This is a genomic window from Segatella copri (genome assembly GCF_051861805.1).
Classification (GTDB): Bacteria; Bacteroidota; Bacteroidia; order Bacteroidales; family Bacteroidaceae; genus Prevotella; species Prevotella copri_M.
In genome coordinates, this window is the sequence record NZ_CP146520.1 from 1,779,088 (window position 1) to 1,795,850 (window position 16,763).

Annotated in this window: 12 protein-coding genes; 3 read left to right on the top strand and 9 right to left on the bottom strand. The window is 47.6% G+C overall.

Annotated elements, in window-relative coordinates; all coding sequences use genetic code 11:
• Nucleotides 1-151 precede the first annotated feature (151 nt).
• Nucleotides 152-847, top strand: coding sequence for a tRNA 2-thiocytidine biosynthesis TtcA family protein (locus V8Z93_RS06810; protein ID WP_439432772.1), 696 nt, complete (start codon nucleotides 152-154; stop codon nucleotides 845-847).
• 120 nt (nucleotides 848-967) lie between these two features.
• On the opposite strand, the gene V8Z93_RS06815 is transcribed toward V8Z93_RS06810, so the two are convergent.
• The 3 genes from V8Z93_RS06815 to V8Z93_RS06825 form a co-directional block, all read right to left on the bottom strand.
• A complete protein-coding gene (locus tag V8Z93_RS06815) occupies nucleotides 968-2,029 on the bottom strand; it encodes a YncE family protein (RefSeq protein ID WP_439432773.1) in 1,062 nt (353 codons plus the stop codon).
• Nucleotides 2,030-2,043: 14 nt separating this feature from the next.
• Nucleotides 2,044-3,333 carry a hypothetical protein gene (locus V8Z93_RS06820; RefSeq protein WP_439432774.1) on the bottom strand — a complete coding sequence of 430 codons (1,290 nt, stop codon included), beginning with the start codon at nucleotides 3,331-3,333 and terminating at the stop codon, nucleotides 2,044-2,046.
• 385 nt (nucleotides 3,334-3,718) lie between these two features.
• The gene (locus tag V8Z93_RS06825) at nucleotides 3,719-4,387 is read right to left on the bottom strand and encodes a Crp/Fnr family transcriptional regulator (RefSeq protein WP_134842459.1); all 669 of its coding nucleotides are present in this window, start codon (nucleotides 4,385-4,387) and stop codon (nucleotides 3,719-3,721) included.
• A 211-nt stretch (nucleotides 4,388-4,598) separates the two neighbouring features.
• Between V8Z93_RS06825 and V8Z93_RS06830 the strand changes: the two genes are divergently transcribed.
• The gene (locus tag V8Z93_RS06830; protein ID WP_217755725.1) at nucleotides 4,599-5,555 is read left to right on the top strand and encodes a PD-(D/E)XK nuclease family transposase; all 957 of its coding nucleotides are present in this window, start codon (nucleotides 4,599-4,601) and stop codon (nucleotides 5,553-5,555) included.
• A 119-nt stretch (nucleotides 5,556-5,674) separates the two neighbouring features.
• Here V8Z93_RS06830 and hcp read toward each other — a convergent pair whose 3' ends face one another.
• The 5 genes from hcp to V8Z93_RS06855 form a co-directional block, all read right to left on the bottom strand.
• Nucleotides 5,675-7,318 carry a hydroxylamine reductase gene (gene hcp / locus V8Z93_RS06835; RefSeq protein ID WP_293550829.1) on the bottom strand — a complete coding sequence of 548 codons (1,644 nt, stop codon included), beginning with the start codon at nucleotides 7,316-7,318 and terminating at the stop codon, nucleotides 5,675-5,677.
• Between the two features lie 296 nt (nucleotides 7,319-7,614).
• Entirely contained in the window at nucleotides 7,615-9,879 is a 2,265-nt protein-coding gene (gene ccsA / locus V8Z93_RS06840) for a cytochrome c biogenesis protein CcsA (RefSeq protein WP_439432775.1), read from the bottom strand.
• A gap of 167 nt (nucleotides 9,880-10,046) precedes the next feature.
• Nucleotides 10,047-11,831 carry a di-heme oxidoredictase family protein gene (locus tag V8Z93_RS06845; RefSeq protein ID WP_439432776.1) on the bottom strand — a complete coding sequence of 595 codons (1,785 nt, stop codon included), beginning with the start codon at nucleotides 11,829-11,831 and terminating at the stop codon, nucleotides 10,047-10,049.
• Between the two features lie 117 nt (nucleotides 11,832-11,948).
• Nucleotides 11,949-13,277, bottom strand: a complete 1,329-nt coding sequence (locus V8Z93_RS06850; RefSeq protein WP_439432777.1) for an imelysin family protein — start codon at nucleotides 13,275-13,277, stop codon at nucleotides 11,949-11,951.
• 64 nt (nucleotides 13,278-13,341) lie between these two features.
• A complete protein-coding gene (locus tag V8Z93_RS06855) occupies nucleotides 13,342-14,637 on the bottom strand; it encodes a hypothetical protein (protein WP_439432778.1) in 1,296 nt (431 codons plus the stop codon).
• Between the two features lie 362 nt (nucleotides 14,638-14,999).
• Here V8Z93_RS06855 and V8Z93_RS06860 point away from each other — a divergent pair, with 362 nt between their 5' ends.
• Nucleotides 15,000-15,956: a LuxR C-terminal-related transcriptional regulator gene (locus V8Z93_RS06860; RefSeq protein WP_439432779.1), complete on the top strand. Its 957-nt coding sequence runs from the start codon at nucleotides 15,000-15,002 to the stop codon at nucleotides 15,954-15,956.
• A 144-nt stretch (nucleotides 15,957-16,100) separates the two neighbouring features.
• Here V8Z93_RS06860 and V8Z93_RS06865 read toward each other — a convergent pair whose 3' ends face one another.
• The gene (locus tag V8Z93_RS06865) at nucleotides 16,101-16,733 is read right to left on the bottom strand and encodes a response regulator transcription factor (RefSeq protein WP_439432780.1); all 633 of its coding nucleotides are present in this window, start codon (nucleotides 16,731-16,733) and stop codon (nucleotides 16,101-16,103) included.
• Between the last annotated feature and the right edge of the window lie 30 nt (nucleotides 16,734-16,763).

The window sequence follows — 16,763 nt, forward strand, 5'->3', positions numbered from 1 at the left end:
CTTCATAGGATGAGGAATGTATTTGATAAAGTCGCTGTTCTCTAGGGGACAGCGGCTTTTTCTATTTTATATACGGCAATTTCTTGATATCATGTACACGGCTTCTTTGTATAATATCATGTACAGCAAATTCTTTATATAATATAATGTGATGAAAGCAGAACAGAAGATTTTAAAGCGATTCAATAAAGGATGCGTGGATTATCACCTTTTGGAGGATGGTGACCGGATTCTCATTGCCTTGAGCGGCGGAAAGGATTCTCTGGAACTGGTGCGCCTCTTGGCTCAGCGTGCCCGCATCTATAAGCCGCATATCGAGGTGGAGGCGGCGCATATCATCATGGATAACATTCCTTATGAGACCGACCGTTCTTATCTGCAGGATTTCTGTGCAGAGAATGGCATCCGGCTCCATATCCTGCACAGTTCTTTTGATGAATCCACCGATCCCCGCAAGACCCGTTGTTTCCTCTGTGCCTGGAACCGCCGCAAGACGCTCTTTGAGTTTGCGGTAAATAATGGTTTTAACAAGATAGCCTTGGGCCATCACATGGATGATATCCTCGTTACCCTGCTGATGAATATCACCTTCGAGGGTTCTCATTCCACCATGCAGCCCAGTCTTCCTTTAAAACATTATCCGCTCACCATCATCCGTCCCCTTTGTCTGGTGCATGAGGCGGATATCCGTCAGGTGGCAGAAGAGTTGCATTTCACTAAGCAGAAGGCGTTGTGTCCTTACGAAGAGACTACCCGCCGTTCGGATATGCAGCAAATCTTCCAGCAGCTGGAACAGCTGAATCCCGAGGCGAGATACAGTCTTTGGCGGGCGATGATGAATAAGTGATTACTGGTGATTTAATCCGTGAAACAGGTATGTATCTGTGTTATCTGTGAAATCTGTGGGAAAATGTTTTCAGAAGAATATATGATTCTAGCTGATTTCTGTATTTTGAGAATGCTTCGCTTACTTCTGGCGAGGCTGGATCTCATAGGATGGATTGTTGCGGATCTCCCAGCGGTCGAGCTTGGTGCCGTTGGTCAGGATCAGCTTCTCCTTCTGGTAGGTTATGATGGTCTGGGATGGCAGGCTCACACGGCTGTCGCTCGCAAAGCTGCGGATTGGCTGAGAGAAGTCTCGCTTCTGGATATCAGCCAGAGTGTATTCTGCCAGCTGCATCTTGCCGTCCTTCTCCATCGATACGAAGAATTTCTCCTTGTCGTCGGTCTTCGAGATGGAACGGATTTTCTCTGTTGCATTCTGGGTAATCTTGGCTGGCGCATCGTTCTTCTTCTCGATGATGTCCTGTACCTTCCAGGCATAGATGGTACCTGTACGAGGGATGAAACTGTAGAGCGAATCGCCTATCGCTTCCATATCATAGGATTCTGACTGCGGCTCAAACTTGCTGCCGATGAAATAGCTGTCTGTAGCTAGCTTGGCATAGACATTGTTGTTGTTGGCAGCATTCATATCCAGCGCCTCACGGTCGAAGACTCTGATATTGGTCTCCTTAGAGTCTCTTACGAACACCAGGCGAGGGGTAGCGCAGACGCATCCTGCCCAGGAAACATTGCTGGCTGGCCAGGAGCCGGTGCCCAGACGGCTGAGATACTTGCCCGTCTTCTTCTCGAAGATCTGCACCTCGCGGCTGTCGCTGGCTGCCACGAAGAGGTGGTCGCCCTCGGCATATACATCCCTAGCCAGGGTGCGGTCGCCATTGCTCATGCTGCGCTTCAGACCCAGGGTTTCGGCATCTAATACGTCGATGCATTTGCCGGCAAAGTTGGCTACATACAGCTCTTCGCCATCGCTGAAGAGATTTACGGCATTCAGCTGTCGGCCTCCGATGTCCTCGGATGTGCACGAGAGATAGCCGTCCAGGTAGAAGTGGTCTGCCACCTTGATGGTATCCACCGGCTGCGACACTACACGGTCTTCTGTAATCTCTCTATATTCTGTCTGGTCGCAGGATGCCATTGCCATCATCATCAGTCCTGCGCTTATCATCATTACGTCTTTTCTCATTTTCTCTTTCCTCCTTACTTTTTGTTGTCCTTGAGTGGGTTCTCGGTGAAGTACTTCACGAGTCGGCTCTTCTTGTAAAAATTATCGATGTTCTTCTGCAATACGGCATCATCCTGGAAAATCTCCATGATGGCGCAGTCACGATACTGCGCATTCTCCGGTTTGTGGAAACCCAGCAGGTTGCGGTCGGTATATGGCAGGTCGCCCTTCTTGCTCAACCACATGTGCAGCTGCCAGATGAACTCTGTCCAACCTACGTTCACGCCTTCTGGAGTCTTTGCCGCATAGGTCATGTTACTGTTGTGACCGTAATCCATGCAGTGCATGAACTCGTGGGTGATCGACTCCCATCCGCTGAAGGATGCATAATGGCCGTAGAAGTTCCAGTCGGTAATGCCCCAGGTGGCACCGCCGCCCAGGCCGCCATAGGCAGGTGAGGTCTGTCCGAGCACGAAGTTCTTCTTAGCCTTGAATCTCTCCATCTCGCTCTGATACTTTTCGGCTGTGAATGGTACCTTTTCGTTGTCGTAGAGGTCGCCGCCCATCACCTTCTTGAAGTTCGCCAACACGTACTTGTACTCTGGGGTGGTCATCATATAGGCATAGTTGGTGAGTATCACCACCCATTCGCGGGCATAGATAGGTCTCATCTCGCGGAAGTTGTGCGATTCGCCTACGGTAGGAGTCCATCCGAAGTTGGAGAAGCTGCAGTTCCACTGGGCGTCAATCTTCTGGAGCATCTTGAAGTGCTCGTCGTCGCTGGTGAGTCGTGCCTTCATCTGGTTCATATCGAGATATGGACAAAGGAAGCTCACGAAATTTCCGCCTTCCTTCTTCCATACGTTTCTTCTGCCAATGAAGGATGGCTTGAAGGAGAAACGGGAGAAAGCAGGAATGGTTTCGAAAAAAGCCACCGGGATATACTCGTCAGCCTCCGGGATATACATCTCGAGGGTGACGTTGGAGACGGGTTTCGCACTCCAGCTGGTGATGACGAGCGAATCGCCCACTGCCGATTTCTTCACGCTGATCAGGTTGTTGGTCTGGAAGGTGTAGTCTGCCTTGTCTACGATTTCCGTTGAAGGGTCGGATAGATTCAGAATGTGCTTGGCGAACTCAGCCGGCAGCTTGTCGAAAACCACGGTGTCTTTCTTGAAGTCCTGCTGGAATGGCTGCTGGATGTCGTTGTACACAATCTTGTCTTCGTAGTTTGTGGAGCAGGATGCCATCAGGGTCATCGCCGCCACGAGCGTAGTACTAGCTGCCAGAGCCGGAATCTTTCGATGTTTTTTCTGTTTCTTCATTTTGGGTTTTTACTGTATAATCATTTACTATTTCATTAAAACATTTGCTTGCAAAGATACTGAAAATAATTCAAAATTCCAAATATTTAGAAGGATATTTCGTCTAGTCCGTAGCGCCGGATCAGCATATCGATGGGCTGGCTGAAGCTACACTCTCAGCGAGAGGTTGAATGCTAAGTGCATGATAGTTAGGTGGATAGATTTAAGAAAATGGCCCTTATACTATACCATATATAGTAATATATATACTTTATTATACTTTTTATACTATACGTAAACGCGTGTGAGAAAATTTTTTTTAGAAAAATTGATGGAAAATGTATTTTTTTCCCAAAAAACTCTTAATAAACTGTTAAAAAAATGATTGAACATTCATTCCTGCTCCTTATTTCATTTCATCCGAGTTGAGTATGGTGATGGTCTTGCCCTCAATCCTGATGGCACCCTTCTCCTCGAATTCGGAGAGGCAGCGGAGGAGCGAGAACTTCTGGATACCGAAGATATCCGCCATTTCCTGGCGGCTGACATCCAGTCGGATGGTTCTGCTCTGCTGTTCGGTAGCCATCTTGATGAGGTATTGCGCCACCTTCTCCTTGACGGAGAAAAGGGAGAGCATGCGCATTTTCTGCGAAAGGAAGATATCTATCCTTGACAGGTGCTGGATGAAGTTCCAGCGTATGCGCTCGTTGGTATCTATCAGCAGTTTCAGTTCCGAAGGCCTCATGCGCAGGAGGGTAGTCTTCTTGCTTGTCTCCACGCTTACGGGCATCTCGTTATTATGTGCGAAGATATAGGCAGGGGCTATCAGCATCGATTCTCCCAGCCGCTCTATTTGGGCCTGCTTGCCCGACAATCCCGACATGCGGGCTATCATCTCCCCCTCGACGATGATGTCGGCATATCTGCAGGGCATTCCTGCCAGCACATAGGTTTCCCTGGCAGCAAGCTCCACCATCCGGTAGCTTACCATCGATAGCGCCTCTCTGATTTCCTCAGGGGTAAATCCCTCAAATACCGTGCATTTCTGCAAGGTAACGAATATTGATTCTTTCATACATTTAAGTTTTATATCCAATAACGCATTTTCCTCCGATTTATTGTTTGCTCCATTTAGAATCTTGAAGGCAGAATCTCCGCACGCCCTATAAGAGTGGAATCTTACTAGCTAAAGTTCTGGTAATAAGCAAGAAAAATACGAAAAAACTTTGGTGTCTTAAAATAAAGTCGTAACTTTGCAGCTGAAAATTAATAAATGGAGGAAGAATATGGCAAATTATATCAGATTTGACTGGGCGATGAAGCGCCTGCTTCGTAACAAGGCAAACTATGCCGTGCTGGAAGGCTTTATGTGTTCGCTGTTGAACGAGAAATTCAAGATCAACAGATTCCTGGATAGTGAGAGCAATCAGCAGACCGAGAATGATAAATTCAACAGAGTGGATATCCTGGCAGAAAATGAGAAGGGAGAATTCATCATCTTCGAGATACAGAATACCCGGGAACATACCTATTTCCACCGTATGCTCTATGGAGTTTCCAAGGTCATCACAGACAATATCAGTCTGGGCGATGATTACGACAAAGTGCGCAAGGTATATTCCATCAATATCGTGTATTTCACATTGGGACAGGCTAAGGATTATGTATATCATGGCAAGACGATGTTCCAGGGACTGCATCAGCCGAATGATATCCTGAAACTCTCCAACCGACAGAGTGAACTCTTCTTCGGTGATGAAATCCCTCAGGGACGCAAGACTAATCGCGAAGCCGGAGATATATTCCCGGAGTATTATCTGCTCTGCGTGAACAACTTTGATAAGCTGGCGGTGAACAATCTGGATGAATGGATCGAGTTTCTCAAGACCGGCGAGATCAGCGAGGCAGCCCAGGCCCCAGGTTTGGCAGATGCCCGCAAATGCCTGGATATAGATAAGTTGACCGTAGCGGAAAAGAATGATTATGTCCGTCACATGGAGAATCTGCGCTATCAGCGCAGCGTTATCAAGACGGGTTATGATGATGGCTGGCAGAAAGGTCTTGCCGATGGTCGAGAAGAAGGTCGTGCTGAAGGACGAGAAGAAGGACGAGAAGAAGGTCGTGCCGAAGGAGCCAAAGATGAGAAGAAGGCCACAGCCCGTCGTCTTCTTGCAATGGGCTTGTCTGCCGAGCAAGTGGCAGCAGCAACCCAGTTGTCATTAGATGAAATCAAGAAATTATAGCTGCTTTTTGCAATAGATAAAGGGAGATTTCGCCAAGAAATCTCCCTTTATTGTTGTATGCTCGGCATGGACGTTGTCTAACGGCTGCAGATTCTCCCTTAACTCAGTAGCTGCTGTTCTTATCCTATATATTTTTTGATGTCCTCTTCTACCGTTCCGTTTCCGGCAATGCCAAAGGTATCTACCAGAATCTTCAGTACGGCTGGTGAACAGAAGGCTGGGAGCGTAGGACCCAGATGGATGTTCTTTACGCCCAGATGCAGCAGGGCAAGAAGTACGATGACAGCCTTCTGCTCGTACCAGGCAATATTGAAGAAGATAGGAAGTTCGTTGATGTCGCTGGCTCCAAAGATCTCCTTCAGCTTCAATGCCACAACCGCCCAGGAATAGGAGTCGTTGCACTGACCTGCATCCAGCACACGAGGAATGCCGTTGATGTCGCCCAGATTGAGCTTGTTGTACTTGAACTTGGCACAGCCGCTGGTGAGTATCACTACATCCTGAGGCAGCGCCTTGGCAAACTCCTCGTAGTAGTTGCGGCTCTTCATTCTTCCATCGCAGCCACTCATCACCACAAACTTGCGGATGGCTCCGCTCTTCACAGCCTCTACTATCTTGTCTGCCAGGGCAAAGACCTGGGCATGCGCAAAACCGCCGATGATCTCGCCTGTCTCTATCTCCCTAGGTGGCTGGCAGGTCTTGGCAAGCGCAATCACCTCGGAGAAGTCCTTGTGGCCGTCGGCACCCGCCTGGATATGCTTCCAGCCAGGGAAACCGGTAGAGTTGGTGGTGAAGACGCGGTTCCTGTAGCCTGCCGATGGCGATGGCGGAACGATGCAGTTGGTGGTGAAGACTACAGGACCGTTGAAGCTCTCGAATTCCTCCTTCTGTTTCCACCACGCATTGCCGTAGTTGCCCACCAGATGCTTGTACTTCTTGAGCTGCGGATAGTAGTGGGCAGGAAGCATCTCGCCATGGGTATAGACGTCGATGCCCGTGCCTTCGGTCTGGATGAGGAGATCTTCGATATCCTTCAGGTCGTGACCGGAGATGAGGATGCCCGGATTGCTGCCTGTGCCGATGTTCACTCTGGTGAGTTCTGGATTACCGTATGCCTGGGTGTTGGCCTTGTCGAGGAGTGCCATCACATCCACGCCGTACTTTCCTGTTTCGAGCACCATGCCCAGCAGCGTGTTCATATCAGCATCAGGGTTGCTGATGGTGGCGAGAGCACGGCAGATGAAGCTGATAATCTCGCTGTTCTCTTCTCCCAGATGGGCTGCGTGCTCGTAGTATGCCGCCATACCCTTCAGACCAAGCATGATGAGTTCCTTGAGCGAGCGGATATCTGCATTCTCGTGGCGGAGCACGGATTCACGGGTGCCCTCTGCCTCATAGTCTGTCTTCTCGCCACCCCAGGTTACCTCCTGATAGGCAGGGAGGTGGATATTCATGCTTGCTGCCTTTTGCAGCAGCTGTTTCTTCAGTACGATGCCCTTATCTACCTTTTGCAGGATATCCTGGTCGTTGAAGTTGGCGTTGGTAATGGTGGTGAAGAGTGCATCCGTGAGGAAACGGGTTACCTCTGGTGTCGGCTCTTTGCCTATGCTATGCTGTATGGTTCCTATGCCACGAACCACGCTGAGCAGCAGATCCTGCCACTTGGAAGTTGTTGCCTCCTTACCGCAAACACCCTTGATGGTACAGCCTGTACCCTTAGCTGTTTCCTGACACTGGAAACAGAACATCTTGTTTTCTGTCATATTGCTATAAATTAATGAGTTATTTTAATGTTTCCTTCCAGGCGGCAATCTGCCATTCCTGGTTTCCGGCTGCAAAATTACGGCTTTAAAAATAATCCTACGGTAACAATTGTGACCGTAGGATATTAAAAAAACATAAAAAGAGTGTGGGGGAACGGATTTCTCCCTTCTTGAAGAGCATGATGATTAGATTGATGTCAACACCATCATATATTTATCCTTAAGGGAAAATAAAATTAGCCTTAAGGGAAAATAAATTTTGCCTTAAGACTAAATATATTCTGGCTTCTGATGGGCTATGCATAAGAGTGCATGCCCGTGAGGAAATAGTTCACACCGAAGTAGGTCATGGCGATACTCAGGAAGGCTAGGGTAATGTAGATGTGATACACCTGCGGCTTGCGGAAAACCGGCAGGCTCTGCGTATGCACTACTACGGCATATATCATAAAGGTGATGAGCGCCCACGTCTCCTTGCTATCCCAACTCCAGTAATTACCCCAGCTCACGTTAGCCCAGATGGCTCCGATGAAGATTCCGAATCCCATCGTGGTGAGGGCAGGGTATAGGAAGATGCGGCTCAGTGCCTGAAGCTCTTCGCCATGAGAGCGAAGGCTGATACCCATGATGCCACAGATAAAGGTGAGCGATAGGAGGGCGTAGCTCATCATGATGATGCTGACATGGATACTGAGTAACGGACTGTTCAATACCGGCATCATCTGTCCGATAGCAGGATCCATCTGGTTGATATGGCTTACCAGAAGGAAGAATCCTGAAATCAGGAAGCCGAATACCATCACGATGCGGATGCGCAACTGCATCAAAATGCTGATAAGCATCACGAACCAGGCAACAGTCAGCATACTTTCATATCCGTTAGACATAGGTATGTTGCCGCTGATAATCCATCTCAATGCCAATCCGAAGGTTAATGCAAGGAAGGATACGCCAAGCAAGATAGGCAAAGCGATGTTCAGTGCCTTGATTTCTCTCTTCTTCGTCATGCGATAGATGGTGTAGAAGAGGGCAATGAAGCCCAATGTGAGGTTTGCCATGAAGAGAATGGTTGCAAAAGGAAAGGCATTATTGATGCGTTCTGCCTTATACTGTGTTGCTGTTGGCAGCGAATTACCGCTACTAACCTCCTGATATTTCTTCATCTTGACGAAGAACTCGTTTACACGGCTCGTATTGCCTGCCTTTACATCACCATTCAGCAGAGAGAATACATTCCTGATATAGAGCGCATGCTGGTGCTCCACGGCCTGTGGCAACTTATCTACAGGTGAAAACCACGTGGTAGTGCCAGCCTTGATGAATGAATGATCCTTGGTAGCCTTCACATTCTTGGTGAAGGTGTAGGGAAGAACTTTCAATGAGATACCTTCTCGCAACTCCATGATTATCTGTATCTTGCCATCGATATCGGCGGCTTGCTGATGGAACTTGTCCTGCTGCCCATTGTAGTATTCCTGAACATACTGTCCGATGGTATAGCCACCCATTTCACGATTGAAGAAAGTATTGAGCGAAGCATAGTCAGGCAGATTCATCGCTGTTTTCATTTCTCCGCTCTTGATCTTGATGAAAGGCTCGCTAGCCCAAGTATTTCCATAGAATACCCAACCAGAGAGTACCTGTTCTGCAGTCAATCCCTGATAGCTCCTGGCTCCATATATCTTCTTGCAGAAATCGAGGGCAAAGGTCTGTACCGGACAGATGCGGTCGTTGTAGAGAATATGAAGCTCGCCAAACTTCTCTGCAGTTTCCTTTGGCAATACAGCATTTTGGAGATTGCCTGTTGCAGGTTCTGCATGCAGTGTCTGTATATTGCCCATGCTGAGGATGAGGGCTGTCATCAAGGCTCCCTTCTTGAGCAAAGGACTCTTCAGTAGTTTGCGATAACCGCCCTTAGGGTCGAAGAGCATCCATACGAGGGAGATGAAGAGCAGCGCATAGCCAGTATAGGTGACTGGTATGCCGTATGGATCGGCATTGATAGCGAGCACGCTTCCTTTGCCGTCTTCATCGTAAGATGACTGATAAAGACGGTAAGACCGGTGGGAATAGATGTTGTTCATCGAAACTTCGCCTTCACTCTTATCATCTCCGTCTATTACGGTGAATTTTGAAGAATAGTCAGCCACGGCGTTGGTACCATCATGCATCTTCGCTTCAAACTTCTTCAGGCAGAGCGAGAAAGGCAGTTTCTCTTCCTTCATGCACTGCTCTTCATCTTGAGCCATATAAGTATCTGTAGGCTGACCGATGCGCAGATGAATCATGCCCCGTTTAGCCGATATATGTGTGAGCAATGCCCCGGCAAGGATGATGATGAAGGAGAGATGGAGTGCCAGCGTAGAAGCGCACTTCACTTTTCTTTTGATGATGTAGAAAGCACCGAGGGCAGCGAGTACTGCCCAGATTAGAATGAACCACCATGCTCCATAGTAGTGGGCATGGGCATAATCCGTGCCCTGGCTTTTCTCCACGATGGTGGCGGCTGCCATGCATACGAGCACAAGGATGTAAAGAATGAATATAATCTTTTTAACCATACTTAGTTGGAATCTTGATAGAATTTCCGCTGCAAAATTACGATATTATTCGGAGACGAGCAAGATTTTATACGTATATTTAGAGGTTCTGATAAAAAAAGCTGCCAAATGCTTTTGATAGCCTGGCAGCTTTTCTTATTTTTGTTTCTTCTTGTAATATCTTATGATTAGATAGAACGCAGGAACTTAACCACTGCATCACGATCGCTCTTCGATGCTTTGTAGAAGTTCATGGCTGAACTATAGGCATGACTCTTCTTGCTGTAGCAGTGCCACATGATTGCTTCCACCTCGTTGCGGGCACGACAGTCGTGCAAGCGGTCTTCTGCACCTGTGTTCAGATAGCTCAAGCCACGACCCCAGAGTGGAGTGGTGCGGCACCATGATCCGTGGATGTCGTTCATCATATAGAGCTTGTGCTGAACGAAGTCAGAATATGGATGGATGGTCTGGTTCTGATAACGAGGCAACTTCTTGTCTGCGAGATACTTGGATGTTACGTAGTTGTCATCGCCAGTCTTCCATGTTGGCTTGTGACAGTTGGCGCATCCCCAACTCATGAAGAGCTTCTTACCCTCCTGTACCTGAGGATCGTTCAGGTTGCGGGCACGAGGCACGGCAAGACCACGGTGCCATACCATGAAGGCATAGAAATCGTCCATGCTCTGCTCTGGCTTGAAGATGTAGTACTTGTTGTCAAACTGGTTGGTCTTTGGATCCAACAGGTTTGCCACTGCTTCCTTGATGCCCTTGTCGGTACCATCAGCATAATAAGGAGAAGTAGGATCCTTCTTGATGGCTGCAATCACGTCCGCATTCTCTGACATCGCCTTAGCCCAAGGAGTGGTGGTGTAGAGACAAGGACGGTCCTTGCGGGTTACATTGGTGATGTTCCAGATGGCGTTGGCACCAGGTCCATCCTGCAAGCTACCACGGGTCAGGGCATAAGTGAAGCGCTTGATGAGCTTCTTGTTGCCGTCGGTGGTGTTAGGATCGAATGCTGTGCCATCTGCATGCACACCACCCGTAGCATACTTACTGTCTCTGCCGAAGCTGGTATAATAGGCACCGGCAGTCATCTCCATAGTGTTGGCATCAAACATACTTGGGTTGATGTATTCGCTTACATCCTTGCCTTCTTTCTTGAAATAAGAAGCCTCCGACTTATATTGAGCTACGATGTCCTCGCTAGGGATGGCATCGATGAGACCCGTACCGCCGATACCGATGGTAGATTCCAGGCGAACAGCATAGTTGCTAGGAACAGGATCGGTTCTGAATGCCGACTGAGGAATAGTAATCTCTGGATAAATCAGATCAAACTTCTCGCCATCAGGGAACTGCATGGCAGGAATCTCATCGGTCTCCATCTTGGCAATGTGCAGCCAGCTCATATTGATCTTGCTCTCATCGACAGGAGGGAGGAATGGAGACTGAGCCTGAGTCTGAGGCATACCGGTTACCTCGGTGATATAGCCACCATCGTTAGGACTATCAGCTTTAGGATGATAGATTACGAGCAGATAGCCGTTACCATTACCATAGCGGGTTTCATACTGTGCCTTGCGCTTGCCATGGCCATACTCTGGGTGACAGTCGATGCAGGAAGAGCGGACAGAAGCAGGACCTAAGCCCTTGAAGGCACCCGTGTTCCAGGTATACTGGCGCTCGAACATCTGCTCGCCGATAAAGAACTGCTTGAAGAGTTCTGGGTCGTTGTCAACGGCTGGTGTCTGGTCTGAGTAGCAGTTGGAATTCGTGTTATCTGTTGTACCCAGCTTACCACCTGGATACCACTCATCCGCAGTAAAGTTACCCACTTCCTTGCCTACGTAAGCGGCATCAGTTTCCTGAATCTCTACTTTGTTGTCGTCATCAGAACAGCTGGCCATTGTCATCGCCAGAGCCATGGCGAACGACATGTAGGCGTAATTCTTAAAATTCTTATTCATAATGTATTTTCTTTGTAATATATTATATTTTAACCCAAATGACGTAGCTTCGCTTCTATTGAAGAAAGCAAAGCTACGTTTTCCTTTATTCTTGTTGTTTCTGCTGTAATGGATAGATTACTTAGAAACCTTCAAATTGCGGAACCACTTACCTGCATTGTTCAACTCGTCATCCAGGGTGTTGATCTTGTCGATGCAAGTCTTTACCTGAGCGTGAGCAGGATTATCAACGAAGGCGGTGCCGCTCTTCTTGGCAGACTCCAATGAAGCAATTGCCTCGTCAAGCGCTGTGTTCAATGCGCTGTAGCCACTGTAGTTGTACTTCTTCATGATGGTCATCAAAGAATTAGCCTCAGGAGTGGTGGCATTTACATCACGTGTACCATAGAGGGAGTTCTTGATAGAGTAGATGTTGTCCTGGTAGTCGATGAATGAACGCTTGCTGTATGGAGACTCGATGTAGTCTTTAGACTCAGCTTCGCCATCCTCTGTTGTACCGCCCTGACCGGTAGCTACACGGTAAGCCTGACCCAACTTCTGGGTGTAAACCTCCTGACAGATGCTTGAGCAACCACCTACAAATACATTCTCCAAGGTCTCCTGCCATGTAGGGAACCAAGCCTTCTCGCCTGTGGCATTGAGGAAGAACTGACCGTAACCGATACCTGCAGAAGAAAGAGCACCAGCACTCTCCTTCAAACCAGCAAGACCGTCAACCACCCACTTGCAGTTGCTTGTCAACCAAGAACCGAGGGTAGCATCACCATTCCAACCATACTGGAGGAGTGAAGTCATGTTGTAGATATCACCAGCTACAGCGGCAGCAAATGCCAATTCATCGATACCCTTCACTGATGTCATGCCTTTTTCTGTCTCGTTGGCATTCAGCATAGCAGCAGTACGTTCTTTACCTTCACGGAAGAGTACGAACTCCAATCCGTGGAAACCAATCACTGAGTCGAAGTGCTTGTTCTCTGTATAGATGAACTTAGATGGGTTTTCACCATTGATACCGGCGATGATGTCCTGATTGTTAAGTGCTGATACCATCTGGTCGTGGTCGAGTGGCCATGAGTCGATGTGTGGGTCAATCTCGTTGTTGGCGGCTGCACCATAGAGGAAAGCCTCGCTGCGCTCCCACTCACGGCGTGCGTTCTTGAAAGCCTCGCAGGCTGCCTTGATATCAGCATCACTCAAGTTGCCAGCCTTGGCATTGGCGTATGCCTTGTCGCATGCATCCTTCAAAACCTTGGCATTGTTCCTCAAATCCCCGTAGGTAGGATAGATGACATCGTTTACATAAGTGTTGGCAACAGCCGATAATTCTGTTGCTGGAACTACGTCACCCTCTGTTACTGGGTCATCATCATCGCTACAAGAAGCGAAACCCAAAGATAAAGTCATTGTTGCAACGAACAAAAATGCCTTCTGGAAAATCTTTTTCATTTTTCTTTGTTTTTTATGTTTAAATATGATAATTATAATCTATGAAACAGCAGCTTCCCCTGTATTAGAGGAAGAAGCCCTGATAAGCGATGCCGATGTTCACGGCTGGCTCATTGTTGTACTTAGAGTGGAAGATGCGCTGGTTGTACTCTGCCTTCACACAAATCTGTGGGAGAGGGAAGTAGTTGATACCTGCTGCCACAATCTTGCGGTTGGTCCACTTGGCGGTAGTATTGTGTACGGATGAATCGTAATACTCAAAATGACCGAACACATACAGCTTCTGCTTGTCTTCGCGGAGCTTGGAAATCTGAGAGAAGACATCGTAGCCAGCTTCTACCATAGATGCGATGGCATGACTGCCGAAGTATTTTCCGCTGCCCGATTCGTTAGGCTTCACTTGCTGCGTACCAGGATATACGAGGCTGGTGATGGCAGTGGCATCGCTTACATAGCCATAATCCACATTGCCTCTAATCTTCCAGTTGTACTTGTTGTAGGTGAAGTCGAAGGCACCCACATATACATTTCCCTTGATATTCTTGTACTTGACATCATGAGGAGTCGTGTTGCCTATCGCCTTGCCATAGTAGCCGCTCAATCCGATGCGCAGTCCAGGAATACTGTAGTTATCTACACGGGCTGCCACGGCATATTTGTTGGCTACCTCAAACTCGTATGGACTCTTGGCACCGCCCTGAATCCAGTTGCTGCGACTGAAACGGAAGGCGTTCAAGCCTGCCAGGAACTGTGCTTCGTAACGGAATTTTCCGCTCTTTCCCCAGAAACTGATACCGGTCTGGTGCCAGGTGCAAGGAAGGATAGTGTTTTCGCCTTCTGGACGATAAACAGTAAAGAAGTTTAATGGCTCATGATAGGCATTGGTCAGACCCACAGGTACTACGATGTGACCCATCTTGATGTTGGCAGCTCTGCCGAAAGACTTCTGAATCCAGAACTGTTCCAGTTCTACCTCTCCACCTTTCTCCACTTCCTGCTCGTACTCGATAGCTTCCTCAGCCTCGTATTCGATAGACTGTCCGGTACCTCCGTGTTCAAACTCAATCTCAGTACCCATGGTCCATCCCTTTCCGAAGTCGTAACCCAGGTAGATTACTGCATGAGGAATGTCGAAGCGTCCGTGGTCAGGAGCATTCTTGTAAGCAGTGGCGTTAGAGTAGCGCTTTCCAGCGTCGCTGTAGAAGTTGCGGCTCATGGCAACCTCGCCATAACCACCTATGCTGAGGCGCTTGCCATTCACGTGCTGCATCACGCTGTCAGCAGCCACAGTTTGTGCACTTGCCGTTGCCAAACCGGCAACCAGGGCAGCGGACATCAATCCAATTCTTAAACTGTTCATCTTTATTATTTTGAATTTATTGTTATCGTATTATCCTTAATATAATAAAGAAAAGAGCGCGGATGTCTGCTTGCGGTCTCGACACTTTAGAGGCCTAGTATCTCCTTAAAGCCATGAGGCATGATAAGGAATTACGCAGCTCTGCCGCTCGGGAGTGGCAATCATCACCGCGCTCTTTCTCGATTTCGGGTGCAAAGGTACGGAGTTTTAAAATATCTTGCAATACCTAAAAATCGGTAAACTGCGGCATCCCCATTTCTAGGTATTGCGAGTTTCAAAACTTTTTTGTATATTTGCACCCGAAATAGAAACATTATGAATGTTCTTGATACAAGGATATTTTCATTTAAGGATAAAAGAAGATGAAAAATCAGAAGATGTATGAAGCTGACGACAAGATGATCAGCATCATTAGAGACAATTACAACATCTTGCAGAGCCTGGGCAGCTTCGGCATCAACCTGGGCTTTGGCGACAAGACTGTGCGTGAGGTTTGCGACGAGCAGAAGGTGGATACTTATACTTTCCTGTCCGTGGTAAACTTGACGATTAATGGTTACAAGGAGTATGACAATGCCGACCGTTTGTCGCTGCCGACCCTATTGCATTATCTCAAGGCATCGCATGCCTATTACATAGATTTCCAGTTGCCGTTTATCCGCAAGGAACTGGTTGAAGCGTTGGATGAAAAGGATAATCTGGCACGTCTTATCCTGAAGCTTTATGATGATTATGCCCATAGCATCACCAATCACATGAAGTATGAGGAAAAGATGGTATTTCCTTATGTTCAGGCACTTATCGATGGTAATGCCAGTGCGAAATTTGACATTGAAACCTTCTCGAAGCATCATGTTCAGGTGGATATGAAGTTGAAAGAGTTAAAGAGCATCATTATCAAGTATCTGCCTTCGGATGGACTGCATAACAACCAGCTCAGTGCTACTCTCTATGATATCTACAACAATGAGGAATGGCTCAAGCATCACTCAGAAGTAGAGGAAGAAATCTTTATTCCAGCGGTAAGAAATGCAGAAATGAAACTGAGGCAGAATGATGTGAGTGCCAAGATTTCGAGCATGATTAACCAGACCCCGATGAGCGACGAACAGTTGAGCGATAGAGAGAAAGATGTGATAGTGGCTTTGGTTCAGGGAATGACCAACAAGGAGATTGCCGATCACCTTTATATCTCCATCAACACGGTGATTACCCACCGCAGAAACATCGCCCGAAAGCTTCAGATTCATTCTCCTGCGGGCTTGACAATTTATGCCATCGTGAACAATCTGGTTGACATTTCCACGGTGAAACTCTAGTTTTTCCTTAGGAACAGTCATCATTGAAATGTTATTTTTTATAAAATGATAATGCCTTCCCTGCTGTTTGCGGGGAAGGCATTATCATTATATGTAGGTATCTGAAAACCGGGTATCACCATTTAGGGGGATACTCAGATGCCTTTATATCCTGTTGATATCCACATATCCATGCATCACGGCATAGATAGTGAGTGAAGAAACGCTTTTAATTCCTAATTTTTCCTGGATATTCTTGCGATGAGTGATTACCGTGGTGAGTCCGATGCAGAGCTGGTCGGCAATTTCTTTGTTGATTTTGCCTTGTGCCACCAGCGAAAGTACCTCGATTTCTCTATCCGACAGGGCTTTCTCCTTGGAATCAGCTGAGTTCATCATTGGGAGATGTTCTCCATGAGGATGTCCCGAACGCTGCAGGCTCATCAGTTGCTTGATGAGCTGTGTTTCCGGAACATTGGTGCAGATGCAGTGAAAACCCTGCAGTTGGGAGTTGAGGTCATTGCAGGGGGTGAGCACGATGGTATGAGGACGATGGCGGTTCTCGATGAAGAAATTGCGGTGGGCAAGAAGCACATGCATCGACACGAAATAGTGCATGAACCGATCGGGTGCATTCGATTCAAATTCACCGAATGTACCAAAAATCTGGATTCTTACCATGGGGATGGCACTTTCGAGCAACCCCTTGAGTCCTAGTGCTGCCAGCGTGTTGTTATCTACAATGGCAAGTTCTGGCATCGCCTTTCCTGCCATCGCCTTCTTCATTTCTTCATTCATATCTTGTCTCTCTTTTTAATTATTTACAGT

What these genes read in the sequence shown, in the direction of transcription:
- V8Z93_RS06855 (WP_439432778.1), bottom strand. Translation starts at nt 14,637, where the DNA reads ATGAACAGTTTAAGAATTGGATTGATGTCCGCTGCCCTGGTTGCCGGT.
- V8Z93_RS06860 (WP_439432779.1), top strand. Translation starts at nt 15,000, where the DNA reads ATGAAAAATCAGAAGATGTATGAAGCTGACGACAAGATGATCAGCATC.
- ccsA (WP_439432775.1), bottom strand. Translation starts at nt 9,879, where the DNA reads ATGGTTAAAAAGATTATATTCATTCTTTACATCCTTGTGCTCGTATGC.
- V8Z93_RS06830 (WP_217755725.1), top strand. Translation starts at nt 4,599, where the DNA reads ATGGCAAATTATATCAGATTTGACTGGGCGATGAAGCGCCTGCTTCGT.
- V8Z93_RS06865 (WP_439432780.1), bottom strand. Translation starts at nt 16,733, where the DNA reads ATGAATGAAGAAATGAAGAAGGCGATGGCAGGAAAGGCGATGCCAGAA.
- V8Z93_RS06845 (WP_439432776.1), bottom strand. Translation starts at nt 11,831, where the DNA reads ATGAATAAGAATTTTAAGAATTACGCCTACATGTCGTTCGCCATGGCT.
- V8Z93_RS06825 (WP_134842459.1), bottom strand. Translation starts at nt 4,387, where the DNA reads ATGAAAGAATCAATATTCGTTACCTTGCAGAAATGCACGGTATTTGAG.
- hcp (WP_293550829.1), bottom strand. Translation starts at nt 7,318, where the DNA reads ATGACAGAAAACAAGATGTTCTGTTTCCAGTGTCAGGAAACAGCTAAG.
- V8Z93_RS06820 (WP_439432774.1), bottom strand. Translation starts at nt 3,333, where the DNA reads ATGAAGAAACAGAAAAAACATCGAAAGATTCCGGCTCTGGCAGCTAGT.
- V8Z93_RS06815 (WP_439432773.1), bottom strand. Translation starts at nt 2,029, where the DNA reads ATGAGAAAAGACGTAATGATGATAAGCGCAGGACTGATGATGATGGCA.
- V8Z93_RS06850 (WP_439432777.1), bottom strand. Translation starts at nt 13,277, where the DNA reads ATGAAAAAGATTTTCCAGAAGGCATTTTTGTTCGTTGCAACAATGACT.
- V8Z93_RS06810 (WP_439432772.1), top strand. Translation starts at nt 152, where the DNA reads ATGAAAGCAGAACAGAAGATTTTAAAGCGATTCAATAAAGGATGCGTG.